The organism is Nocardia anocheti (genome assembly GCF_029675105.1).
Taxonomy (GTDB): Bacteria; Actinomycetota; Actinomycetes; order Mycobacteriales; family Mycobacteriaceae; genus Nocardia.
The window spans coordinates 103,467-126,448 of record NZ_JAQQFV010000007.1; the positions used below are offsets into that span (position 1 = coordinate 103,467).

General features: G+C 70.8%; 21 protein-coding genes. 11 read left to right on the top strand and 10 right to left on the bottom strand.

Annotated features, from left to right (window positions below; all coding sequences use genetic code 11):
* Window positions 1-24 precede the first annotated feature (24 nt).
* Window positions 25-1,854, top strand: a complete 1,830-nt coding sequence (locus QC180_RS19465; protein ID WP_278264201.1) for a type IV secretory system conjugative DNA transfer family protein — start codon at window positions 25-27, stop codon at window positions 1,852-1,854.
* On the top strand, window positions 1,851-2,264 hold the full coding sequence (locus QC180_RS19470; RefSeq protein WP_278264202.1) for a DUF4913 domain-containing protein: 414 nt from the start codon (window positions 1,851-1,853) through the stop codon (window positions 2,262-2,264). The genes QC180_RS19465 and QC180_RS19470 overlap by 4 nt, the downstream gene beginning before the upstream one ends.
* A 56-nt stretch (window positions 2,265-2,320) precedes the next feature.
* On the opposite strand, the gene QC180_RS19475 is transcribed toward QC180_RS19470, so the two are convergent.
* Window positions 2,321-2,878, bottom strand: a complete 558-nt coding sequence (locus QC180_RS19475) for a hypothetical protein (protein WP_278264203.1) — start codon at window positions 2,876-2,878, stop codon at window positions 2,321-2,323.
* Window positions 2,879-3,032: 154 nt separating this feature from the next.
* A complete protein-coding gene (locus QC180_RS19480) occupies window positions 3,033-3,929 on the bottom strand; it encodes a peptidylprolyl isomerase (protein ID WP_278264204.1) in 897 nt (298 codons plus the stop codon).
* An 85-nt stretch (window positions 3,930-4,014) separates the two neighbouring features.
* Between QC180_RS19480 and hisS the strand changes: the two genes are divergently transcribed.
* Window positions 4,015-5,289, top strand: coding sequence for a histidine--tRNA ligase (gene hisS / locus QC180_RS19485; protein ID WP_278264529.1), 1,275 nt, complete (start codon window positions 4,015-4,017; stop codon window positions 5,287-5,289).
* A gap of 75 nt (window positions 5,290-5,364) precedes the next feature.
* Window positions 5,365-6,003 (top strand): hypothetical protein, encoded by a 639-nt coding sequence (locus tag QC180_RS19490; RefSeq protein WP_278264205.1) that lies wholly within the window; start codon window positions 5,365-5,367, stop codon window positions 6,001-6,003.
* Between the two features lie 36 nt (window positions 6,004-6,039).
* Here the strand turns inward: QC180_RS19490 and QC180_RS19495 are convergent, their stop codons facing one another.
* A complete protein-coding gene (locus tag QC180_RS19495; RefSeq protein WP_278264206.1) occupies window positions 6,040-7,053 on the bottom strand; it encodes an Rv2578c family radical SAM protein in 1,014 nt (337 codons plus the stop codon).
* A gap of 31 nt (window positions 7,054-7,084) precedes the next feature.
* Window positions 7,085-8,059 (bottom strand): NAD-dependent epimerase/dehydratase family protein, encoded by a 975-nt coding sequence (locus QC180_RS19500; RefSeq protein ID WP_278264207.1) that lies wholly within the window; start codon window positions 8,057-8,059, stop codon window positions 7,085-7,087.
* 195 nt (window positions 8,060-8,254) lie between these two features.
* On the opposite strand from QC180_RS19500, the gene QC180_RS19505 reads away from it, so the two are divergent.
* The gene (locus QC180_RS19505; RefSeq protein ID WP_278264208.1) at window positions 8,255-8,584 is read left to right on the top strand and encodes a type VII secretion target; all 330 of its coding nucleotides are present in this window, start codon (window positions 8,255-8,257) and stop codon (window positions 8,582-8,584) included.
* Window positions 8,581-10,206 carry a hypothetical protein gene (locus QC180_RS19510; protein ID WP_278264209.1) on the top strand — a complete coding sequence of 542 codons (1,626 nt, stop codon included), beginning with the start codon at window positions 8,581-8,583 and terminating at the stop codon, window positions 10,204-10,206. Before QC180_RS19505 ends, QC180_RS19510 begins: the two co-directional genes overlap by 4 nt.
* A 64-nt stretch (window positions 10,207-10,270) precedes the next feature.
* Here the strand turns inward: QC180_RS19510 and QC180_RS19515 are convergent, their stop codons facing one another.
* Window positions 10,271-10,765 (bottom strand): hypothetical protein, encoded by a 495-nt coding sequence (locus tag QC180_RS19515; protein ID WP_278264210.1) that lies wholly within the window; start codon window positions 10,763-10,765, stop codon window positions 10,271-10,273.
* Window positions 10,766-10,808: 43 nt separating this feature from the next.
* The gene (ypfJ, locus tag QC180_RS19520; RefSeq protein WP_278264211.1) at window positions 10,809-11,732 is read right to left on the bottom strand and encodes a KPN_02809 family neutral zinc metallopeptidase; all 924 of its coding nucleotides are present in this window, start codon (window positions 11,730-11,732) and stop codon (window positions 10,809-10,811) included.
* Window positions 11,733-11,930: 198 nt separating this feature from the next.
* On the opposite strand from ypfJ, the gene aspS reads away from it, so the two are divergent.
* Window positions 11,931-13,742, top strand: a complete 1,812-nt coding sequence (gene aspS / locus QC180_RS19525; RefSeq protein WP_278264212.1) for an aspartate--tRNA ligase — start codon at window positions 11,931-11,933, stop codon at window positions 13,740-13,742.
* A 26-nt stretch (window positions 13,743-13,768) separates the two neighbouring features.
* Window positions 13,769-14,737, top strand: a complete 969-nt coding sequence (locus QC180_RS19530; protein ID WP_278264213.1) for a DUF389 domain-containing protein — start codon at window positions 13,769-13,771, stop codon at window positions 14,735-14,737.
* Between the two features lie 7 nt (window positions 14,738-14,744).
* On the opposite strand, the gene QC180_RS19535 is transcribed toward QC180_RS19530, so the two are convergent.
* Entirely contained in the window at window positions 14,745-15,764 is a 1,020-nt protein-coding gene (locus tag QC180_RS19535; protein WP_278264214.1) for a hypothetical protein, read from the bottom strand.
* A 193-nt stretch (window positions 15,765-15,957) separates the two neighbouring features.
* Here QC180_RS19535 and QC180_RS19540 point away from each other — a divergent pair, with 193 nt between their 5' ends.
* On the top strand, window positions 15,958-17,127 hold the full coding sequence (locus QC180_RS19540; protein ID WP_278264215.1) for a phosphotransferase family protein: 1,170 nt from the start codon (window positions 15,958-15,960) through the stop codon (window positions 17,125-17,127).
* A gap of 70 nt (window positions 17,128-17,197) precedes the next feature.
* Window positions 17,198-18,022: a siderophore-interacting protein gene (locus QC180_RS19545; RefSeq protein WP_278264216.1), complete on the top strand. Its 825-nt coding sequence runs from the start codon at window positions 17,198-17,200 to the stop codon at window positions 18,020-18,022.
* 49 nt (window positions 18,023-18,071) lie between these two features.
* Here the strand turns inward: QC180_RS19545 and QC180_RS19550 are convergent, their stop codons facing one another.
* From QC180_RS19550 to QC180_RS19560, 3 genes are all read right to left on the bottom strand, one after another.
* Entirely contained in the window at window positions 18,072-19,280 is a 1,209-nt protein-coding gene (locus tag QC180_RS19550; protein WP_278264217.1) for an RNA polymerase sigma factor, read from the bottom strand.
* Window positions 19,281-19,339: 59 nt separating this feature from the next.
* Window positions 19,340-19,687 carry a YciI family protein gene (locus tag QC180_RS19555; RefSeq protein ID WP_278264218.1) on the bottom strand — a complete coding sequence of 116 codons (348 nt, stop codon included), beginning with the start codon at window positions 19,685-19,687 and terminating at the stop codon, window positions 19,340-19,342.
* A 116-nt stretch (window positions 19,688-19,803) separates the two neighbouring features.
* Window positions 19,804-21,462 carry an alkaline phosphatase D family protein gene (locus QC180_RS19560; RefSeq protein WP_474646490.1) on the bottom strand — a complete coding sequence of 553 codons (1,659 nt, stop codon included), beginning with the start codon at window positions 21,460-21,462 and terminating at the stop codon, window positions 19,804-19,806.
* 131 nt (window positions 21,463-21,593) lie between these two features.
* Between QC180_RS19560 and QC180_RS19565 the strand changes: the two genes are divergently transcribed.
* Window positions 21,594-22,940, top strand: a complete 1,347-nt coding sequence (locus QC180_RS19565; protein ID WP_474646491.1) for a replication-associated recombination protein A — start codon at window positions 21,594-21,596, stop codon at window positions 22,938-22,940.
* The last annotated feature ends 42 nt before the right edge of the window (window positions 22,941-22,982 follow it).

Here is a 22,982-nt window from a genome sequence, read left to right on the forward strand (position 1 = left end):
GACAAGGTCCACAAGGAGGCACACGTGGCGAAGAAGAAGGTGACGGATCCGGCCGCGGTCGGACCGGATACGACGCTGATCCTGATCGTGGTCGGCTTTGCGACCCTGATCACCCTCGCCGTCGCGCTGCACCTGGGCAACGCGATGGCGGTGGTGCCGCAGAACATTCCGATCAACCCGATCGCGGTGGTCGCCGACCTGGCCAGGGGCAAACTGCACTGGCCGCGCGCCTCCACGGTGATCGTGCTGCTGGTGATCGCCTCGGTCGTGGCGTTCTACGTGATCCGCGCCCGCCTGCGCAAGCGCGCCGTCGTCGGCAGGCTCGCGATCGATGACAAGGCCGACTACATGGGCACCGGCAGTGCGATCGCCTCGATCACCGAGGCGGGCGTGCGCGAGAAGGCCAACCAGCTCGGCGTGCGGCTGCGTCCCGGTGACGCGCCCGGCGTGCCGATCGGGGTGGCGGTGGCCGACGGCTCGCCGCTCTACGGCTCCTACGAGGACCTGCACCTCGACATCTGGGGCCCGCGCCAGGGCAAGTCCACCTCCCGGGTGATCCCGGCGATCCTGTCCGCGATCGGCCCGGTGATCACCACCTCCAACAAGCGCGACGTCGTCGACGCCACCCGCAATGTGCGCGAGGACCGCGACAGCCGGACCTTCGTCTTCGACCCGCAGGGCGTGGCGGGCGAGCGCGCCAAGTGGTACTGGGACCCGCTGGCCTGGGTCGATCACCGGCAGGAGGGCTGTGAGATGCGCGCGGCCCGGTTGGCGGGGCACTTCGCCGACGCCGAACGCGACGAGGGTGACAAGACCGACAGCTTCTTCGAGCCGGAGGCCGAGGACCTGCTGGCCGGGCTGTTCCTGGCCGCCGCGATTGCGGGCAGGCCGATCACCCAGGTATGGGAATGGGTGACCGACCCGCAGAACGCGGAGCCGATCGAACTGCTGCGAGGTGCCGGGCACGACTTCACCGCTTCCGGTCTCGCGATGCAGTACAACACCGAACATCGCACCAAGAGCGGCATCTTCGCGATGGCCAAGAAGATGACCAGATGCCTGCAGCTGTCGAACGTGCATCCCTGGATCACCCGGGGCAACAGCGACCGCTACCAGTTCGACGAGCTCGAGTTCATCGAGCGCAACGGCACCCTGTACTGCCTGTCGCTGGAGGGTCGTGGTTCGGCCGCGCCGCTGGTCAGCGCGCTGACCGAGGCCGTCATCGATGTCGCCATGCGCAAGGCGTCGCGGTCCTCGGGCGGGCGGCTGCCGGTGCCGCTGCTCGCCGTGCTCGACGAGGCCGCCAACGTGGTGCGCTGGAAGGATCTGCCCAAGCAGTACAGCCACTTCGGGTCCCGCGGCATCGTGGTGATGACGGTGCTGCAGTCGTGGGCCCAGGGCGCGCGCTGCTGGGGCGAGGCGGGCATGAGCGCGCTGTGGTCGGCGGCCAACATCAAGGTGCTCGGCAGCGGTATCGACGACATGGCGTTCCTGCGCGACCGCTCCGAGGCGATCGGTGAGTACGACTCCATCTCGCAGTCGATGTCGCAGTCGGGCAACAGCAAGAGTTACTCGCGCTCGCTGAGTTCGTCGGTGACCTTCACCGCCCAGGGGTTGGCGACGCTGCCGCGCGGTCGCGCGGTCGTGTTCACCTCGGGTCAGCCCGCGGTGCTGGTACGCACGGTGCCGTGGTGGGAATCGGAGTACGACGCCGCGGTGCGCCGTTCGATCGAGGACAACGATCCCACCCGCAAGACCCGCATCGAAGATGTGATCGGCCACCCCGCGACCATGGTGGCCACACCCATTCCGCCCGACGAGATCGGTGACATCGAGGAGGTCAAACCGCTGTGAGCAACGAGATTCCGGGCGTGGAGCGGAAGCGGGTCTACGCCGACGTGTCCGAGTTCGTGGAGAAGTATCTCAGTGAGATCTATCAGCGGCAGGTGACCGACATCAGCGACACCGTGTGGTGCCCGGAGTGGTGGCGCCATCCGGAGGCCGCTGTGCGGCTCGACGCGCTGTGGCAAGCGTGGGAGCACTATCGGATGCAGGGCGGCCCCGGGATCAGCGTGTGGTTTCTCGACCACGCCGATCCACACATGACCAAGTTGTTCGACCCGAGAGGCCCGTTCAAGTACTGCAGTGTGCGCAACGGCCACAAGGAGATGCTCAAGTCCTTGCCGTTGCAGAACCCGCACGCCGACCAGTGGACCGCGCCGGTGAACGGGCTGTGGGACAAGGATCATCCGCGGGGCGAATGACAGCCGGTGTCGCGATGCTCGGTGGGCCGGGGCGGCCCGCCGAGCATCGCGGAACGTCACCGTTCGATGCCGCGTTCCAGGCCGCGCTCGAGCCCGCGCGCTTCGAGCCCGCGAGCACGCAGCGGCGTGTGCCGGGCAGCTGCGTCGTGCAGGCGGATCGCGTCGTCGGGCGAGATGCCCTGGCCCATCTCGACGAGCATGCGCACCTGGCTCAGTTCGGGCGCGACCCCGGCGCGGTCGAGGTGGGCGGCGATGGCGGCCCGACGCTCCACGGTGTCGTAGCCGACCTGCGGGGGGTTCGCGGCCACGGACGCGGAAGCGAACGGTGAGGACGGGTCCTTCTCGAGGCTGATGCCGCGTGGTTCGACGGCTTTGTTGCCCAGTGACATCATCTGCACGAGTTCGATGTTGCGCGGGTCCTTGGCCTTGAGATCGCGCGCCTCGCGCAGCTGCAGTTCCTTGGCTTCCTTGATCTTGGCCTCGACCGCCTTGGCGCGGGCCTCGGCCTCTTTCTGACCGTGCTCGCGCGACTTCAGGGCGACGAGCGTGGCCATCTGCAGCATGGTGCGCATCATGGACGCTGTTTCGCTGCCGATGTCGTCGAGTTCCGCCATGACTGCTCCCCGATGCCGCTGTGGAAGTGGACATCTGAGCCTACCTCGATGAGGACACGAGCGGAGGCCCAGCGCACGTGTCGAGGTCGGCGAAACGGAAACGGACCGGTCACCGTGCGGGTGACCGGTCCGTGCCGGGCTCGGTGGGCGAGTGTCAGCCGACCTTCACCGTGTTGAACGAGATCGGAATGGCGGGCCCGCCGTCCTCGGCGCCGCCTTCCACGCCACCCCCGGCGACCTTGTCCAGCGTGGCCAGTCCGGCCTCGTCGATGGTGCCGAAGATGGTGTAGTTCGGCGGCAGCTGGGTGTCGCCGAAGACCAGGAAGAACTGACTGCCGTTGGTGCCCTTGCCGTCGGGCGAGGTGCCCGCGTTGGCCATGGCGACCACGCCGCGCTGGTAGTTGACCGGCTGGTTCAGCGCCGGGTCGGTGGGCGCGAACAGATCGGTCGGGTACTCGTTGTCGAAGCTGTAGCCGGGTCCGCCGCGACCGCTGGCCGTCGGGTCACCGCACTGCAGGATGCCGAAGCCGGGGCTGGCCACGATGCGGTGGCAGCTGGTCTTGTCGAAGTAGCCCTGCTGGGCCAGGCTCACCAGCGAGTTGACCGTGCACGGGGCCTGCGCGCTGTTGAGCGACAGGCCGATCGGGCCCTGGGTGGAGTCGATGGAGACCTTCACCTCGGGGCCGTCGGTGGCCACCGAGGTCACCGACGGCGCGGTGACCGGCTTGGCGGGCGGCTCGGTGTCGGCCGGGTAGGAGCAGTCGACCGTGGCGGGCTTGGCCGCGGCGGGCGGCGGGCCGGGCAGGTCGAGCGGGGTGTTGACGAACTGCGTGGTCGGCACCGCCGAGGACGACTCGGCGGCCGTGGCGTCCTCGTCACCGCCCTTGGTGAGGAAGTACACGCCCACCGCCGCGGCGGCGACCACGACGACACCCAGGGCCGAGCCCGCGATCATCAGGCGCTTGCGCTTCTTCTCCTGCTCGGCCCGTCGGGCCAGCTGGCGCTCCAGCTTGCGCTTGGCCGCCGCCCGTCGCTGTTCGTTACTCGGCACTACCGCGTTCCTCCCGTGTCGTCGATTTCGTCTAGAGGGTAACCGGTTGGACGCGAGGGGCGCCCGTGGGGAAAACTGGATGATCGTGACCAAGACCAGCAGCTTCACCGCCCCGAAGGGGGTCCCGGATTATGTGCCGCCCGGCTCGGCCGAGTTCGTCGCCGTCCGCGACGGCTTGATCCACGCCGCCCGACTCGCCGGGTACGGCCACATCGAGCTGCCGGTTTTCGAACAGACCGCCCTGTTCGCACGGGGTGTCGGCGAGTCGACCGACGTGGTCAGCAAGGAGATGTGGACCTTCGCCGACCGCAACGGCGAGAGCTTCACGCTGCGTCCCGAAGGCACCGCGGGTGTCATGCGCGCGGTCATCCAGCACGGCCTCGACAAGAGCGGTCAGCTGCCGCTCAAGCTGTGCTACGCCGGTCCGTTCTTCCGCTACGAGCGGCCGCAGGCCGGTCGCTACCGTCAGCTCCAGCAGGTCGGCATCGAGGCCATCGGCGTGGACGATCCCGCCCTCGACGCCGAGGTCATCGCCATCGCCGACGCCGGTTTCCGGAGCCTGGGCCTGGAGGGGTTCCGCCTGGAGATCACCTCCCTCGGCGACGAGACCTGCCGTCCGCAGTACCGCGAGCTGCTGCAGGAGTTCCTGCTCGGCCTGCCGCTGGACGAGGAGACCCGCCGCCGCGCCGAGATCAACCCGCTGCGCGTGCTCGACGACAAGCGCCCGGAGGTGCGGGAGCTGACCGCGAACGCGCCGCTGATGATCGATCACCTCTCGGAATCGGCCAAGGCGCACTTCGAGCAGGTCCTGGGCCACCTCGACGCGCTCGGCGTGCCGTACGTGGTGAACCCGCGCATGGTGCGCGGCCTGGACTACTACACCAAGACCACCTTCGAGTTCGTGCACGACCAGCTGGGCGCCCAGTCCGGCATCGGTGGTGGCGGCCGCTACGACGGGCTGATGGCCGAGCTCGGCGGGCAGCCGCTGTCCGGGATCGGCTTCGGCATCGGCGTGGACCGCACCGTGCTGGCACTGGCGGCCGAGGGCAAGTCGGCGGCCGATCCGGCGCGCTGCCAGGTCTACGGCGTCGCCCTCGGTGACGCCGCCAAGGCGCGGATGGTCGCCCTGGCGGGTGAGCTGCGCGGGGCGGGCGTGAGCGTGGACCTGGCCTACGGCGGGCGTGGGATGAAGGGCGCGATGAAGGGCGCCGACCGCTCGGGCGCGAAATACACCCTGGTCCTGGGCGATCGAGACCTGGCCGAGGGCACCGTGGGCGTCAAGGAGATGGCCACCGGCGAGCAGCGGCCGGTGCCGCTGGACGAGGTCGTCGCGGTGCTGCGCGACGCGCTCGGCAACTGATCCGGGCGGTGACGGCGCGGTAGGCTGACCGCGCCGTCACCGGACCCGCCGCTGACCGGTGGAGAGGGAACAGGGTTGAACGGGGATTCCGGCCGCGCGGAACCGGTCGGTATCGACCTGGTGGCGCCCGAGGTGTTCGCGCCGATGCTGCGCAGGCTCGCCCTGGGCGCGCTCGCCTTCGGCGCTGTGGTGGGGCTGCTCGCGGCGATCTGGCTGAGTTGGCCCTTCGCGCTCGTGCTCGGACTGGTCGTCTCGGTGCCCACCCTGGGCTACGCGCTGGCCTTCGGGCGCAGGCGGATGTGGTTGAGCGGCAGCGTGATCCGGGCCCGCCGCCTGCTCGGTGAACACCGGGTCGACCTGGCCGACGCGACCGGCGTGCACCTGCTGGTGTTCTCCGGTCGGCTGAGCCGGATCGTGCTGAAGGTGACCGTCGGCGCCGAGACCCAGCTGGTTCCGCTGGCGATGTACACCGACGCGGGCAGCGGCCGTGAACTGCACCTGCTCGGTCTACGCAAGCTCGCCGACGCGCTCTCGGCCAGCGACCTGGCCGCCGCGGTCTCGGTGTCGGCGGTCCTGGTGTCGCAGTTGCGCGCGGAGGCGCGCGACGCGGGCCTGGGCGAGCGGCCGCTGTATCGCGCGGTGCGGCTGGTGCGGGCCAAGGACGCGGTGTCGCCCGTGGTGCTCACCGATACCGAGGTCGCCGAGCTGACCTGAGCTCGTCGGCTTCGATGGGCCGCCGCGGTGCCTCGATCAGCCGAACAGCGCGAGCTGATCGGCCGGTGCGGGCGGCGGCGGGGCCGAGGGCGTGGTCGGCCCCTGCGGCCGGTGCAGGCCGTGTGCGGTGAGCAGCGGATCGACCCGCTCCCGCAGCCACGTGCGGTAGGTGGGGGCGACGGTGCCGCCCCGGGCGTAGAGCTGCCGGTAGCGGCGCATCAGCGCCGGGTGTTCGGTGGCCAGCCAACCGAGGAACCAGTCGCGGGTCGGGCCGCGCAGATTCATCGGGAAGGCCGTGGCGCTGGTGGCGCCCGCCTCGGCGATGGCGGAGACGAGCGCGTCGAGATGCGCGCGGCTGTCGGTCAGGCACGGAATGATGGGCGCGGCCATGACGTGCACCGTGAATCCCGCCTCGGCCAGCGCGCGCACCAGCTCCAGACGCGCCCGGGGTTCGGGGGTGCCCGGTTCGAGACTGCGGTGCAGGTCCGGATCGAGAATCGCGATCGAGACGGCCACGCTGACCTCCACCTGCCGCGCCGCCTCCACGAGCAGCGGCAGATCGCGGCGCAACAGCGGACCCTTGGTGAGAATCGAGAACGGGGTGCGCGCCTCGGTCAGCGCGCGAATGATGCCGGGCATCAACCGATATCGCCCCTCGGCGCGCTGGTAGGGATCGGTATTGGTCCCCAGCGCCACCGCCTCGCGCTGCCAGGAGCGGCGGCCCAGCTCCCGCCGCAGCACCGCGGCGACATTGGTCTTCACCACGATCTCGGAATCGAAATCCCGCCCGGCATCCAGGCCCAGATACTCGTGACTGCCGCGCGCGAAGCAGTACCGACAGGCGTGGGAGCACCCGCGCATCGGATTGATGGTCCAGCGGAACGGCAGCGCCGAGCTCTCCGGCATCTTGTTCAGCGCGCTCTTGCAGAGCACCTCGTGGAAGGTGATGCCGTCGAACTCGGGGGTGCGGACGGTGCGGACCAGCCCGGCCCGGGTGAGCCCGGGCAGGGCGCCGTCCTCGGCGTCGAGGGTCTGACTCTGCCACCGCACCCCACGAGTCGAACATGTGTTCGAACTACTGTCAAGCGGCGCGCGGGGCCCGCAGGAAATCGACCAGGTCGGCCACGGTCTCGCGGACCGGGCGCGGCTGGTAGCCGAGCTCGCGTTCGGCCTTGCCGTGGTCCACGCGCGGCGCCGCGATCACCGCGCCGAGGGCGGCCTTGGACAGGATGTCGGAACCGAGCCGCTTGCTGATCGGTTCCACCACCGGCAGGATCGCGCCCAGCGCCTTGGCCGGGATGGCGAAGCGCGGGCCCTTGGCGCCGGTGTGCGCCGCGGCCATCCGGCACAGGTCGATGAGCATGGTGAGTTCGCCGCCGAGCAGGTAGTTCTCGCCGGTGCGGCCCTTCTCGCCCGCCAGGATCAGACCCTTGGCCACATCGCGCACGTCGACCAGGTCGAACCCGCCGCCGATCATCACCGGCATCCGCCCGCGCACGGCCTCGAGTACGGTGCGATTGAGTCGCGACAGGCGCTCGGGGTGGTCGACCGGGCCGTAGACGCCCGTCGGGTTGACGATCACCGCGTCCAGGCCGCGCTCGATCACCGGACGCAGCGCCTGCTCGCCCGCCCATTTGGAGCGGTCGTAGACCGGCAGGTCCGGATCGGCCGAGCGGACGGTCGTCTCGTCGATGTGCCCGCCCGCGCGGTACTGGTCGAAGGCGTGGATGGAACTGGTGTGCACGAACCGGCGGGCGCCGACCTCGAGCGCCGCCTCGGCGGTGACGCGTACGCCCTCGGTGTTGACCCGCCACGCCAGATCGTTCTTCTCGGCGAGGGTGATCAGCGCGACCAGGTGGTACACCACCTCGGCGTCGGCCAGCGCCGAGCGCATCGAGGCGGGGTCGAGCACGTCGCCCTCGACCCAGGTCACGGCCGGGTCGGTGGTGGTCGGGGCGGCGCGGTCGATGGCCACGACGTCGTGGCCGCGCTCGACGAGCTGCGGGATCAAGTTGGTACCGAGGTAGCCGGCTGCGCCGGTCACTGCGACCTTCATGCGCCCGAGGATATAGAACAGGTTCTAGTTTTCCTAGGGAATCGGGCAGATCCACCGGCGACACGGGTCGAAACGCGTCGGGGTGTTCGGCTATATTCGGTGCACTGCGCTGTCGGGGTGTCGCGCCGGGAGTTCCGTGGCCACCGACCGCGCAACCCGGAGAAGACTTTTCACGACGAGTTGGGGGGATTTCGCATGACCGATCTCTCGGTCGAAACCGATGCTGTCACGGCCTTCGCCGCGACCAATTCCGTGGTGGCCGCGAACGTCGCCTCGGCGGGCATCACCGACGCGGCGGGCAACGTCGCCGCGATGACGCCGGTGTTCGGCCTGATCGGCGCCGACTACCTGGCGATGTTCGCGGTCGCGCAGACGCTGCAGGCCAAGGACATCAACGACCTGTCCGCCAAGTTCAGTTCGCTCTCGGACGCCGCCTTCAAGACCTCGGTGACCTTCGAGACCGAGGATCTGTCCCGCGCGGCCGACCTCGCGCGCCAGACCGCCGGGATCGGCGGCGGCGCATGAAGCCGCTGAGCGCCGACGCGGGCGTCATCACTCCCGATGCCGCCCTGGCCGCCGCCGACGCCGCCACCGAGACCGCGCTGGCCGCCGCCCCGGTCGACTACGCCAGCCAGGCCATCCTCGACGTGCCGCTGGTGCAGCTGCCCGAAGACGTCGACGAACCGATCCTCACCCTGGCCCAGAAGATCACCGACGACACCCAGGCCGCGGGCACCCTGCCCACCGCGGGGCTGTCGGGCCTGTCCGGGCTCACCGACGGCTCGGTGGACGCCCAGGACATCCTCTCCGGTGCCGCCGACGACGCCGCCACGGCGTTCGGTGACGCGCAGACCTCGATCGACGCGCTCGTCGCGCCGGTCCTGGCCAACACGCAGACCGTGTTCGACCAGGCCAAGAGCGCGCTGGCGGGCACCACCGCGGGCGGGACCACCAGCGCGGGCAACACCTCGGCCGCGAGCACCACCCAGACCGAGGACCCGGTCGCGGCGCTGCTGAGCGGGCTGTCGCTGCCCGAGCTGCCCGGCATCGAAACCCTCTTCGAGCCGCTGCTGTCGCTGCTGAGCAGCTTCGGCTCCGGCGTGTTCGGCTCGATCGACCCCACCTCGATCCTGAGCAGCTCCTCGGCGATCATCGAGCAGGCCATGAGCGTGGCGCAGGGCGGGGTGAAGACCGTCCAGCAGCTGTGGGAGGGCCAGTCCTCCGACGCCGCGACCACGGCCAGCCAGCAGGCCCAGACCGAGGGTGAGGAGACCAGCCAGCGCGGTATCGACATCGCCGCGCTCACCCAGCAGGCCGCCACGGTGGTCCAGTCGGGCAACGCGCAGCTGTCGACCATCGCCACCACCTTCGCCGCGCAGGCCGCCGCGCTCGCGCCGACGATCATGCTGCCGCCCACCCAGGCCGCGCTCATCGGCCTGGCCACCGAGCACCTGGGCGAGGCGGTCACCGTGGTGAACGTGACCCGAGGTCAGCTGGCCGGGCACACCGCCGAACTCAGCGGTGTGGTGCAGCAGCTCGCCGCGCAGAGCGGCCTGCCCTCGCCGGAGGAAGCGCTCTCGGCGGTGTCGGAGAACATCGGCGAACCGCTGCTCACGCAGGCGCAGGAAGCCCTCACCGGCACCGACGACTCCACCACCGCGGCGACCACCACCACGCCCGGCACCACCACGACGCCGGGCACCACCCCGTCGGGTCTGGGCACCGGTGGCTCCACCGGCAGCCCCGGCTCCTCGCTGGGCGCCCTCGGCGTGGCCAGGGGCGGCGGCGGTGGCGCGGGTGGCAGCACCGGCGGCACGCCGAGTTCGGGGACGCCGAAGTCGGCCGGTGTGCCGGGTGCCGCGGTACCGGGCACGGCGGGCCGGATGATGGGCACGGGTCTGGGTACCGGCCTGGGCAACACCACCACCGCGAGCACCGGCGGGTCCAACTTCATGGGCGGCGGTAGCGGTGCGGGCGCGGGTGCGGGTCAGCGCGGCGGCAACGACGACGAGCACGGCCGCACCGTGCAGGCCTACCAGAGCCGCACCGGCAACGACGACCTCACCGGGCCGCTCGGGGAATCCACCCCGGATGTCATCGGCGCGGTGCACGAGGACGAGCGCGACGCCGACGAAGACCGGTTCTGAGCGACGAGGGCGCCGGTGGTCGGTGACCACCGGCGCCCTCGCGCACTCCGTTCTCGACGGGCACTCAGCTCTTGAAGGCGTCGACCAGCTTCTTGTAGAGGTCGGTGAACCGCTTGCGCGCGGCCTGCTGCTCACCATTGAGGCCGTCGGCGGAGGTGGGGGAGTAGACCACCAGGTGGACCTCACCGGCCGGGTCGTCGGGCATCAGGTCGATGATCTGGCTGCCCTTGCCGTCCCCGGCGGGGACCCCGAAATCGACCTCGGCCAGCGCGGCGATCTCGTCCCTGGCCGCCGCGAGCACCTCGGCGTCGACCGTGCCCGTCACCATCTTCGCCGCCGTCTCGGGTTTGCGGTCCTTGCTCACCGCGTCGGGACTGTGCACGGCCTTGCCGTCGGCGAACACCTGCAGCACCGGGCGCAGGTCGGTGCGCTGCGACCAGCCGTCGGGGATCGTGGTCAGGCTGACCAGCGGTAGCGGCGTCGGCTCCGCGTGGGCCGCGGCGCTCAGGCCGGGCAGTGCGAGAGCGCAGACGAGCAGTCCGGTCATGGTCAGGCGCATGGGTTCCCCTCGAAAGGCGATGTGTCGGTGTCGTGTTCGGGGGTCAGCGTAGCCCGGGTGGGTTGTTCAGGTCACCCGCGGAATAGGTGTCACAGGAGGACACCTGGCCGGTCCGGTATCCGGCGAGGAACCACTTCTGGCGCTGCTCGGAGGAGCCGTGTGTCCAGGACTCGGGATTGACCCCGCGCCCGGCCGACCGCTGGATCCGGTCGTCGCCCACGGCGTTGGCGGCCGAGAGCGCGTCACGGATGTCGTTGTCGGTCAGCGGGTTCAGGAACGGCTGACTGGCGCCCGGCGCGGGCTGCTTGTCGGCGAAGTGCGCCCAGATGCCCGCGTAGCAGTCGGCCTGCAGCTCGGTGCGGACCGCACCGGACTGCGCGCCCTTCGGGTCGCGCTGGGCCCGACCGATGTCGCCGAGCTGATTCTGGATGTGGTGACCCACCTCGTGCGCCACCACGTATTCCTGGGCCAGCGGGCCGCCGCTGGCGCCGAAGCGATCGGTGAGCTCCTGGAAGAAGCTGGTGTCGAAGTAGGCGGTCTGGTCGGCCGGGCAGTAGAACGGACCCACCTCGCTGGTGGCGTTGCCACAGCCGGTGCTCACGGCGCCGGAGAACAGCACCAGCTTCGGCTCCACATAGCGGGTGCCGGTCTGCTTCGGCAGCTCCTGCGACCAGACGCCGTCGAGGCTCTGCGTGGTGGCCACGATCCGGCAGTCGACGTACTTGTTGGCGTCGGCGCCGGTCTTGCAGTGCGCGGGGGTGCCCGCGGTGGCGCCCTGACCAGGCTCGGTCTGCGCGCCGGTGAAGTTGCCCAGCACCGAGCCGGGGTCCCCGCCCAGCAACAGGGTGATCACCAGCAGGATCAGACCGCCCGCGCCGCCGCCGATGGCGAGTTTGCCGCCCATGCCGGGTCCACCGCCCGAGGATGCCCGTCCCGGATCGATCTGCATACCTTCGTTGAAGGTCATCGACGTACTCGCCTTCGCTCGGTTGTCCAGCTGTCCAACAGCATGATTCACCGTCGGCGGGCGTGGCGGACGGCGGGCATGTGTCACAAGCTTGACACGGTCACCCGGATATCGGTTTTCACTCCGCGAACGTGTCTCACTACGATGGCGGTGCGCCTGGTTTCTCCGCGGGTGCGACAACTCGTCGAAAGGAATACCGTGCTGCGCACCCACTTGGCTGGTTCGCTGCGAAGCGAGCACGCCGGTCAGACCGTCACCCTCACCGGCTGGGTGGCCCGGCGTCGTGACCACGGTGGCGTGATCTTCATCGATCTGCGTGATGCCTCCGGTGTCGCGCAGGCCGTGTTCCGCGAGGGTGCGGCGGCCGAACAGGCCCACAAGCTGCGCGCGGAGTACGTCGTGCAGATCACCGGTGTGGTGGAGCAGCGTCCCGACGGCAACGAGAACCCGGAGCTGCCGACCGGGCAGATCGAGATCGACGTCAAGGAACTGGTGGTGCTCAACGAGAGTGCGCCGCTGCCGTTCCAGCTCGACGAGACCCCCGGCGACGAGGCCCGCCTCAAGTACCGCTACCTCGACCTGCGCCGCGAGGGCCCCGCGCACGCCATCCGGCTGCGCTCCAAGGTCAACGCCGCCGCCCGCGAGGTGCTGGCCCGCCACGAGTTCGTCGAGGTGGAGACCCCCACGCTGACCCGCTCGACCCCCGAGGGCGCCCGCGACTTCCTGGTCCCCGCGCGCCTGCAGCCGGGCAGCTTCTACGCGTTGCCGCAGAGCCCGCAGCTGTTCAAGCAGCTGCTCATGGTCGGCGGTATCGAGCGCTACTTTCAGATCGCGCGCTGCTACCGCGACGAGGACTTCCGCGCCGACCGCCAGCCCGAGTTCACCCAGCTCGACATCGAGATGAGCTTCGTGCGCCAGGAGGACGTGATCCTGCTGGCCGAGGACGTGCTCACCGCCTTGTGGAGCCTGGTCGGCTACGAGATCGAGACCCCGATCCCGCACATGACCTACGCCGAGGCCATGCGCCGCTTCGGCTCGGACAAGCCCGACCTGCGCTTCGGTGTCGAGATCACCGAGTGCACCGAGTTCTTCGCGCAGACCCCGTTCCGGGTGTTCCAGGCCGAGTACGTGGGCGCGGTCGTCATGCCCGGCGGCGCGAGCCAGCCCCGTCGTCAGCTCGACGCCTGGCAGGAGTGGGCCAAGCAGCGTGGCGCCAAGGGTCTGGCCTACATCCTGGTCAACGAGGACGGCACCCTGGGCGGCCCGGTCGCCAAGAACCTCTCCGACGCCGAGCGCGAGGGCCTGGCCAAGCACGTCGGCGCCGAGCCGGGTGACTGCGTGTTCTTCGCCGCGGGCCCGACCAAGGCGCAGCGCGCGCTGCTGGGCGCCGCGCGCGGCGAGATCGCGCGCAAGTGCGACCTCATCGACCCGAACGCCTGGGCCTTCGTCTGGATCGTCGACGCCCCCATGTTCGAGCCGACCGCCGACGCCACCGCCAGCGGTGACGTGGCCCTGGGCTACTCGGCCTGGACCGCGGTGCACCACGCCTTCACCTCGCCCAAGCCGGAGTCGATGGACACCTTCGACACCGACCCGGGTTCGGCGCTGGCCTACGCCTACGACATCGTCTGCAACGGCAACGAGATCGGTGGCGGTTCCATCCGTATCCACCGCCGCGATGTGCAGGAACGCGTGTTCAAGGTGATGGGCATCGGCCACGACGAGGCCCAGGAGAAGTTCGGCTTCCTGCTCGACGCCTTCTCCTACGGCGCCCCGCCGCACGGCGGCATCGCCTTCGGCTGGGACCGCATCACCGCGCTGCTGGCGGGCGAGGACTCCATCCGCGAGGTCATCGCCTTCCCGAAGACCGGCGGCGGCGTCGACCCGCTCACCGACGCGCCCGCGCCGATCACCCCGCAGCAGCGCAAGGAAGCCGGTATCGACGCCAAGCCCGAGCCCAAGGGCGAGGGCAAGGCCGCCGACGCGCCGAAGGCCGCCGAGGCGAAGTAGCGCCGTACCCGCGCTGAGGAGGCCCGGTGCTCCACCTGCGTGTCATCAGCCCGACCGAGTACACCGACGCGTTGGTGCGGCTGCTCGAAGCCGATCCCGGCGTCACCCATCTGACGGTGGCGCCCGGGATCGCCGTCGACCCCGCCGGTGATCTGGTGCAGGCCGACGTCGCCCGCGAGGGCGCCAACAAGGTGATCGACGACGTCAAGAGCCTGGGCATCGTCGAACACGGCGGGATCACCCTCGGTCCGGTCACCACCGTGCTCTCCGACGCCGCCGACCGCGCCGAGCGCGCCACGCCCGGCGACTCGACCGACGCGGTGGTCTGGGAGCAGTTGCTGAAGGAGACCCACGAGGAGTCCACCCTCAACATCACCTTCCTCGCGTTCCTGACCATCGCCTGTCTGCTGGCCTCCATCGGCGTCGCGACGAACTCGCCGGTGACGGTGGTCGGCGCCATGGTGGTGGGCCCGGAGTTCGGGCCGCTGGCGGCGCTGTCGGTGGCGCTGGTGCGCCGCAACTGGCGGCTGGCGCGGCGCTCGGTCATCGCGCTGGCGGTGGCCTTCCCGCTGGCCATGACGATCACGCTGGCCGCGACGCTGGTGTGGGAGCACTTCGGCTGGATCACCACCGAACGGGTCATCGACGCCCACAATGTCGACTTCATCTACCAGGTCGGACCGTTCTCGCTGGTGGTCGCGCTGCTGGCGGGGGCGGCGGGGATGCTCTCGCTGGTGACGGCGAAGTCGGCGGCCCTGATCGGGGTGTTCATCTCGGTCACCACGGTCCCGGCCGCGGGGTACGCAGTGGTGGCCGCGGCCATCGGCGAATGGCATCGGGCCTTCGAGTCGGCCGGTCAGCTCGCGGTGAACCTGCTCGGCATCGTGGTGGCCGGGGTGGTGGTGCTCGAGCTGCGTCCGCGCGCGGGCGAGGAGAGCGGGCCGGTGGGCCGGTTCCAGCGCGCGATCGGGATGCGGACGCCGTTCGACCGCTGAGACCGGGTCAGATGCGCGCGACCGGGCCCGCGGTGAGCATCCGGTAGGCGTAGGTCACCGCGATCGCGCACACCGGCCCCGCGACGAAGAGCCCGAGCCCGCACAGCGCCAGGCCGACGAGGGTCACCAGCGCGATCGTCAGGGCCAGCAGCAGCGCGGCCCACAGGTTGGCGATCACCAGCTGCGCGCTCGCCTTGATCGCCTCGACCGGACCGTAGTCCTGATCGATGACGAAGTGCAGCGAGAACATGCACAGGAACCCGACGACCAGGCCGGGCAGCAGGCACAGCGACGAGGCGATCAGCGTCGCGGCGAAGGCCAGCAGCGAGGTCAGCAGGACATTGCCCGCGTTGACGAAGCGGAAGAACGAGCCGAATGCCGGTGGATAGCCGTCGATTTCGTAGAGCGCGCCGCGCACCATCACCGCCTGCAGCAGCCACAGGCCCACCAGCACGACCAGGAACAGCAGCAGCAGCGTGAACAGCGAGGTGGGCTCGAAGATCTGGACGACGGCGAGGAAAGCGAGATAGATCAGTACCCCGACGCCGGTCACCCCGAGCCACGGACCGGGATTGGCGCGGAAGCGTTCCCAGCCGTAGCTCAGCGAGCGGCCGATATCGAGGGCCTGTGCTCCCGAATGGTAGTAACCCGGCGGCTGCCCGGTGCCGCCGCCCGACACGCCGGACGCGGGGGCGGTGGCGAAGGTGGCGCTGTCCGGTTTCGGCTGCGGGGCGGCGTAACCGGGACCGGTGCCCGCGGGCCCGTAGTGCGGAGCGGGAGCGCCCGCCCCGGCAATCGGGGGCGCGGGCTCGACGGGCTCGTTGCCGTACTGCGCGGCGCCGGGCCCCTCGAATTGCGGATACCCTGCGCCACCGGCCATTCCGTGCCTGCTGTGGCCGGAGCCGGTGGGGGGCGAACCGCCCGGGCCCGGCGGGGAATTCGGTGGTCCGGCGAACTGTCCGCCACCGCCGTGACCTGGCGACCCACCGGGGGAATCGCTCGATGCGGCGTACGGTGTGTCGGTCACTGTGATAGACCTTTCGACTCAACCGGTTTGCGGTGTGGCGCACAGCAGTTGACGATGAGAAAACCCGACAACCGTCGAGTGTGTCAAGCGAACAGGCACACTCGCGCAACCTCGGCGCCAACACGCCGAGCGACGCGGAAAGGTTGTGCAACCGCTCGCTAGAAGTGACCAGGTACGAGTAGCTTGAGAGGCGATGACCGCACTATTGGCCGAACGCGCCGCCGACGTCGTGTCCGCAGCACAACAGTTGCTCACAAAGCGAATGGGTGCTCCGGTGAAGCTGAGCGATCCGATGGAGCTCAGTGGCAGTGGTAGGACGACAGTCCTACGCGTGCGTGTCGCGGAGAACGCATTCTCGTTGCCGCGCACGCTGATCGTGAAACAGGTGCGCGGTACCGCGACGCAGCGGCGCACCGGGGGCATGGCTCCCGGCGTCGCCAGCATCGACGCGGCTTTCCTGCGCGAGGCGGTGTCGTATCAGTTCACGACGGCACTGAGCCGCGAGCAGCGACCCGGCGCCTTCCTGATCGCGCACAGCGTGCCCGACCGGTTGCTGGTGCTGTCGGATCTCGGCGACAACGCGCTGCTCACCTCGGTGCTGCGGGCGCGGGTCGAGCCGGGCACCCGCAACGCGCTGATGGCCTTCGCGCAGGCGCTGGGCCGGATGCACGCCGCGACCGTCGGCCGCGAACCCGACTTCGTGGCGCTCATGCGCCGGGTCGATTCGGCGCACCGGGTCGACGGGATCGCCCAGCAGGCCCAGGCCGCGATCGCCGACGTCCCCGGAATGCTGCGCAGCGAGCTCGGCATCGAGGTGCCGGGTGAGATCGCCGAGCGCATCGTGCACGGTAACCGCCTGTTCACCGGCGGCCGCTACCGCGCGTTCAGCCCGTCGGATCTGTGCCCGGACAACGTGATCATGAACGACGAGGGCGCGCGGTTCCTCGACTACGAGTGGGGCGGTTTCCGTGACGCCACCCTCGACATCGCCTACGCGCTGGTCTCCTTCCCCGGCTGCCTGTGCGATTTCGAGCTCTCGCGCGGTCGCGCCAGGGAGATGGTCGAGGCCTGGCGCTCGGCCGTGGTCGGGGTCTGGCCCTCGCTGGCCGACGACGACGTGCTGGCCGAGCGGATTCTCGAGGCCCGGCTGATCTGGGTGTGGCTGTCGACCTACTGGTTCCTGCCCGCCGACCACACCCGCATCGCCACCGCCCGCGAACACGGCCTGTCGGTGCCGCGCTCGGAGGCGCTGATCAACCGCTGGTCGGCGTTGGCCGAGGACGCGCGCGTCACCGGCGACGACGCGGTCGGCGACTTCGCCGAACAGGTCTCGGCCATGCTCGAGGAGCGCTGGGCCGAATAGGAGCACCCCACTTTCCGGCGCGACGGGAGTAGCGTCGGAGGTCGGATCATCCGAGGAATGGGGAGCAGTCGTGCCGAAGCCGGTCAGTGTCACCGTCGTCCGTAAGCAGTGGTTGACCCCGCATCTGGTTCGGGTCGTCGGCACCGTGGAGCCCGACGGGTTCAGGCCCAACGAATTCACCGACGCCTACGTGAAACTGATCTTCCCGGTGCCGGGCGTGACGTATCCCGAGCCGTTCGACCTGGACACCGTGCGGGCCACGCTGGGACCGGAGAGTCAGCCGATCCTGCGCACCTACACCGTCCGGTCCTTCGATCCCGCGACCGGCGAGATCGCCATCGATTTCGTCGTGCACGGCGACGACGGGGTCGCCGGGCCCTGGGCACGCGATGTCGAGGCCGGGGAGCGGTTCCGGCTGTTCGGGCCGGGTGGGGCGTTCGCGCCGGATCCGGCGGCCGACTGGTTCCTGTTCGCCGGTGACGAATCCGCGCTGCCCGCCATCGCCGCCGGTGTCGCGGCACTGCCCGAGGGCGCGACCGCGGTGGTGTTCGTCGAGGTGGGCGGCGCCGAGGACGAGATCGCCCTCGAGTCGCCCGCCGAACTGCGCCTGCACTGGGTGCACCGCGGGGTGTCCTCGGACGCGGTGCCCAACGAGTTGGCCGGGGCCAACGCCCCGCTGGTGGCCGCGGTGCGCGCCGCGCAGTGGCTGCCCGGCCAGGTGCAAGCCTTCGTGCACGGCGAGGCCGAGGCCGTGATGCGCAATCTGCGGCCGTACCTGCGCAAGGAACGCGAGGTCGCGCCCAAGTGGCTGTCGATCTCGGGCTACTGGCGGCGTGGCCGCACCGAGGAGGGCTTCCGCGAGTGGAAGCGGGAACTGGCCGCCGAAGGGGCGTGACCGGACCCCGAGGTTGTCGCGGTGCCGGACCTCCCGGACGAAGGCGTGATCACGGGTGCGGCGGTCGGTGCGTGGTGAGCTCGGCCAGCTTGCTCCGCAGATGCGCGCGTTCGACGGCGTTGTCGGTGAGCAGCAGCGCCGACTCGTAGGCGGCGCTGGCCTCACGGGTCCGGCCGAGTTCGGCGAGGAAGGCGGCGCGAGCGGCGTCGAGGTAACCGTAGGTCGCCAGCGCGGGTTCGGCGCCGAGCGGGTCCAGCAGCGCCAACGCCTGCCCGGGGTCTCCGGCGAGGCCGACCGCGATGGCGTGGTTCAGGCGCGCCACCGGGGACGGTGCCACGCGCAGCAGGATCCGGTACAGGCCGATGATCTCGGGCCAGTCCGTCTCGGCCCAGGTGGGCGCCTCGTCGTGCACCGCGGCGATGGCGGCCTGCAGGGTGTAGCGATCCGTGTGCGGCAGCGCCTGTTTCACCAGCGCGACGCCCTCGGTGATCGCCGCGCGATCCCAGCGCGCGCGGTCCTGGTGTTCGAGGGTGCGCAGGGTGCCCGTCGCGTCCACCCGGGCGGCCCGGCGGGCGTCGGTGAGCAGGATCAGCGCGAGCAGACCGGTCACCGAGGGGTCGTCGGGGACCAGGGTGTGCATCATCGCGGCCAGTTGCCGAGCCCGGTCGACCAGATCGACGCGGACCAGGACGTCACCGGCGGGCGCGGTGTGGCCGGTGGTGAACAGCAGGTGGATCACCGCGCAGATGGCGTCGAGCCGCTGGGGCAGCTCGCGCAGCGACGGCACCCGGTACGGGATTCCCGCCACCGCGATCTTCTTCTTGGCGCGGGTGATCCGCGCGGCCATGGTCGCCTCGCTCACCAGGAACGCGCGGGCGACCTCGGCCGTGGTGACGCCGCAGACCAGCCGCAGCGTCAGCGCCACCTGCGCCTGCGGGGCCAGCGCCGGGTGACAGCAGGTGCTGATCAGGCGCAGCCGGTCGTCGGGGATGGCCGGGCCGTCCAGTTCGGCCAGCGCGAGTTCGGCGGTGTCGTCGGCGGGTTCGTCGACGACGAGTTTCGGCAGCGCGCGCCGGAAGGTGCTGTCGCGGCGCAGCAGATCCAGGGCGCGTCGGCGGGCCACCGTGGTCAGCCAGGCGCCGGGGCGGGCCGGGACACCGTCGGCCGCCCACGCGGTGAGCGCTGTCGCGTAGGCGTCCTGCACGCACTCCTCGGCCAGGTCCAGGTCGCGCACCAGGCGCACCGTCGCGGCGAGCACGAAAGCCCATTCGCGTCGGTGCGCCTGTTCGACGGCCGCGGCCGCGTCGGTGACCGTGCTCAGCGCGGGAAGACCTTGATCGGGCGCACCTCCACGCCGCCGGTGGCGGGCACCCGCGAGGCCAGCGCGATGGCCGCGTCCAGGTCGGGTGCCTCCAGCAGGTAGTAGCCGCCGAGTGCCTCCTTGGCCTCGGCGAACGGGCCGTCGGTGATGATGGCCGTGCCGTCGGCGTCGTGGCGGATGGTGGTGGCGGTCGAGGTCGGCTGCAGCGCGTTGCCGCCCAGGTTCGCGGCGCCCGCGATCTCCTGGAAGGCCCGGTGCTCGGCGAGCATGCCGCCGAGTTCGTCCGGTGACATGGCCGCGTGGACCGCTTCGTCGCCGTAGATCAGGACCAGGTACTGGCTCATGATGACGCTCCTTCGTGGACTCGGCGGCCCGCCGATCGGGCCGCTCTACTCCACCGACGAGCAGCCACCACCGAGATCGACAGCCGGTGCCCAGAATTCTCCTCCGCGCGGGCGCCTCAGGCGATCGGCGCACCGCGCTGTTCGAGCCGACCGCCAGCGGGCACGGCGAAGGACACGCCGTGGCGCACGCCGCTGCCCGGATCGGTGACGTCGAGGACGTAGAACCAGTCCATCTGGGTCTGCCCGGCCGTCACGTCGAGCACGCCGAAACCGTGCGAGTCGAGTTCGACGTAGCGCAGATGGTGGTTGGCCGCCCTGATGGCCTCCTCGGCGGGCACCGAGGCCGTGCGCGGCGGCATCTTCAGCAGGTCACCGACGCTGGAGGAGGTCACCGACGGGATGACGAACTCCGCGCCCGCGGTCGGCCCGCCCGGGTAGTTCGCGGCGTCCACCGGCAGGTCGGCGGCCCAGGAGGTGTGGATGTCGCCGGTGAGGAACACGACGTCGCTGACCTGGTTGTCGGTGATGGCCGAGAACAGGGTGCGTCGGTCGGCGGTGTAGCCGTCCCACTGGTCGCCGTTGACGGTGAGCCCACCCTGGGGCAGGCCGAGCAGGGTGGTGACGGCCGCGGTGGTGGCGGGTTCCAGCGGCGGGAAGACCAGCGGCGCGATCATCACCGAATTGCCCACCAGTTTCCAGCGGGTCGGCGAGGACACCAGTCCGGCGGTGAGCCACTGCATCTGTGCGCGGCCGGTGATCGTGCGCGCGGGATCGTCGGCGACCCGCCAGCCCGCGCCGGGCCCGGCCTCCTCGTCGCGGTAGCTGCGCAGATCGAGCATGGACAGTTCGGCCAGGGTGCCGAAGCGCAGCCGCCGGTAGATCTGCACCTGCCCGTCGGCGCGGGTCTCGCGCACCGGCATCCACTCCAGGTAGGCGCGGGTCGAGGCGGCCTTGCGGTCGATCCACGGGCCGTCGACGGCGGGGTCGTGGTGACCGGCGCCCTCGCGCCAGGAGTTGTCGGCCGACTCGTGGTCGTCCCAGGTGCAGATGAACGGCAGCCGCGCGTGCAGGGCCGTCAGATCGGGGTCGGTCTTGTACTGGCCGTGGCGGACGCGGTAGTCGGCCAGGGTGTGGATCTCGTGGACCGGGTCGTGCCCGCGCACCGCCCCGTCGCGGCCGGTGTACCTGCCGCGCGCGTACTCGTAGATGTAGTCGCCCAGGTGCACGATCGCGTCGAGGTCGGTGCGCGCGGCCAGATGCCGGTAGGCGCCGAACCAGCCCGCCTCCCAGTTGGCGCACGACACCAGACCCAGCCGCAACCGGTCGACCTCGGCCTCGGCGGCGGGCGCGGTGCGGGTGCGCCCGACCGGCGAGGTCTGGCCGAGCGCGGTGAAGCGGTAGAAGTACTCGGTGCCCGGGGTCAGGCCGGTGGCGTCGACCTTGACCGTGTGGTCGGCCTCGGCCGAGGCGGTGACCGAGCCCGAGGCGGCCAGGTCGCCGAAATCGGCGTCGGTGGCGATCTCCCAGCGCACGCCGGTCGCCTCGCCGAGGCCCGAGCCGGGGACGGCGTCCTCGGCGACGGTCACGCGCGTCCAGAGGATCACCGCGCCCGGCAGCGGGTCACCGGAGGCGACACCGTGGCCGAAGACGCCCTCGGCCGCGTGCGCGGGGGCGGCGGTCCCCAGGACCGCGACCGCCGCGACGGCCGTGCCGCCGGTGAACAGGGTGCGTCGGGCGAAGTGCCCGTGCGGTGCGGTGCGGGAGTCGTGGGCCACGATCAGCGATCACAGTCGACCGGGAGCCCCCGCGCAAGTCGACGGACCATATGTTGGTCGACTGTCCATCTTCGCGTCGCGTCGGTGCCACTCGAGCGGACCTGTCCGACCTCGTCGGTACCCTGCTCGGTGTGAGCGAGAGTCTTTTCGACGTGCCCGGCGCGCACGCCGACCCCGAGCCCGGCGCCGACGCGATGATCCGTCGCGATCCGGGCGCCCCGCTCGCCGTCCGCATGCGCCCGCGCGGCCTCGACGAGGTGATCGGTCAGCAGCATCTGCTCGGCCCCGGCTCGCCGCTGCGCCGTCTGGTGGAGGGCTCCGGCGCGGCCTCGGTGCTGCTCTACGGGCCGCCCGGCACCGGCAAGACCACCCTCGCTTCGCTGCTGTCGCAGGCCACCGGCCGCCGGTTCGAGGCGCTCTCGGCGCTGTCGGCCGGGGTCAAGGAGGTGCGCGCGGTCATCGACCTGGCGCGTCGACGGATGACCGCGGGCGAGCAGACCGTGCTGTTCATCGACGAGATCCACCGCTTCTCCAAGACCCAGCAGGACGCATTGCTGGCGGCGGTGGAGAACCGGATCGTGCTGCTGGTCGGCGCGACCACCGAGAACCCGTCGTTCTCGGTGGTGGCCCCGCTGCTGTCGCGCTCGCTCATCCTGCAGTTGCAATCGCTGACACCCGAGGACATCCGGGCCGTGCTGGAACGCGCCGTCGTCGACGAGCGTGGACTGGCGGGCGCGGTGACCGTCACCGACGAGGCGTTCGACCATCTGGTGCGCATCGCCGGGGGTGACGCGCGGCGGGCGCTGACCGCGCTGGAGGCGTCCGCGGAGTCGGCCGAGGACGGCATCGTCGACCTGGAACTGGTCGAAACCGCCGTCGACAAGGCCGCCGTGCGCTACGACCGCGCCGGTGACCAGCACTACGACGTGATCAGCGCCTTCATCAAGTCCATCCGCGGCTCCGATGTCGACGCCGCCGTGCACTACCTGGCCCGCATGCTGGCGGCGGGGGAGGACCCGCGATTCATCGCGCGCCGCTTGATGATCCACGCCAGCGAGGACATCGGCATGGCCGACCCCACCGCCCTGCAGACCGCCACCGCCGCCGCCCAGGTGGTCCAGCAGGTCGGGCTGCCCGAATGCAAACTCGCCCTGGCGCAGGCCACCATCCACCTGGCCACCGCCCCGAAATCTGGGGCCGTGACCTCGGCGATCGGCAAGGCGATGGCGGATGTGTCGGCCGGGAAGGCGGGCGCGGTGCCCCCGTATCTGCGCGACGGCCACTACTCCGGCGCCGCCCGCCTCGGCAACGCGCAGGGCTACAAGTTCCCGCACGACGCCCGCGACGGCGTCGTCACCCAGCAGTATCCCCCCGACGAACTCGTCGGCACCGACTACTACGAGCCCACCGACCACGGCTACGAACGCGAGGTGGGCCCCCGGGTCACCCGCCTGCGCCGCATCGTCCGGGGCCGCTGACCGGCGCGCCCAGTGGTGCGGACCACCCCGGGCGATGGAAAA

What these genes read in the sequence shown, in the direction of transcription:
- QC180_RS19475 (WP_278264203.1), bottom strand. Translation starts at nt 2,878, where the DNA reads ATGGCGGAACTCGACGACATCGGCAGCGAAACAGCGTCCATGATGCGC.
- QC180_RS19500 (WP_278264207.1), bottom strand. Translation starts at nt 8,059, where the DNA reads ATGAAGGTCGCAGTGACCGGCGCAGCCGGCTACCTCGGTACCAACTTG.
- QC180_RS19505 (WP_278264208.1), top strand. Translation starts at nt 8,255, where the DNA reads ATGACCGATCTCTCGGTCGAAACCGATGCTGTCACGGCCTTCGCCGCG.
- QC180_RS19510 (WP_278264209.1), top strand. Translation starts at nt 8,581, where the DNA reads ATGAAGCCGCTGAGCGCCGACGCGGGCGTCATCACTCCCGATGCCGCC.
- QC180_RS19515 (WP_278264210.1), bottom strand. Translation starts at nt 10,765, where the DNA reads ATGCGCCTGACCATGACCGGACTGCTCGTCTGCGCTCTCGCACTGCCC.
- ypfJ (WP_278264211.1), bottom strand. Translation starts at nt 11,732, where the DNA reads ATGACCTTCAACGAAGGTATGCAGATCGATCCGGGACGGGCATCCTCG.
- QC180_RS19540 (WP_278264215.1), top strand. Translation starts at nt 15,958, where the DNA reads ATGACCGCACTATTGGCCGAACGCGCCGCCGACGTCGTGTCCGCAGCA.
- QC180_RS19555 (WP_278264218.1), bottom strand. Translation starts at nt 19,687, where the DNA reads ATGAGCCAGTACCTGGTCCTGATCTACGGCGACGAAGCGGTCCACGCG.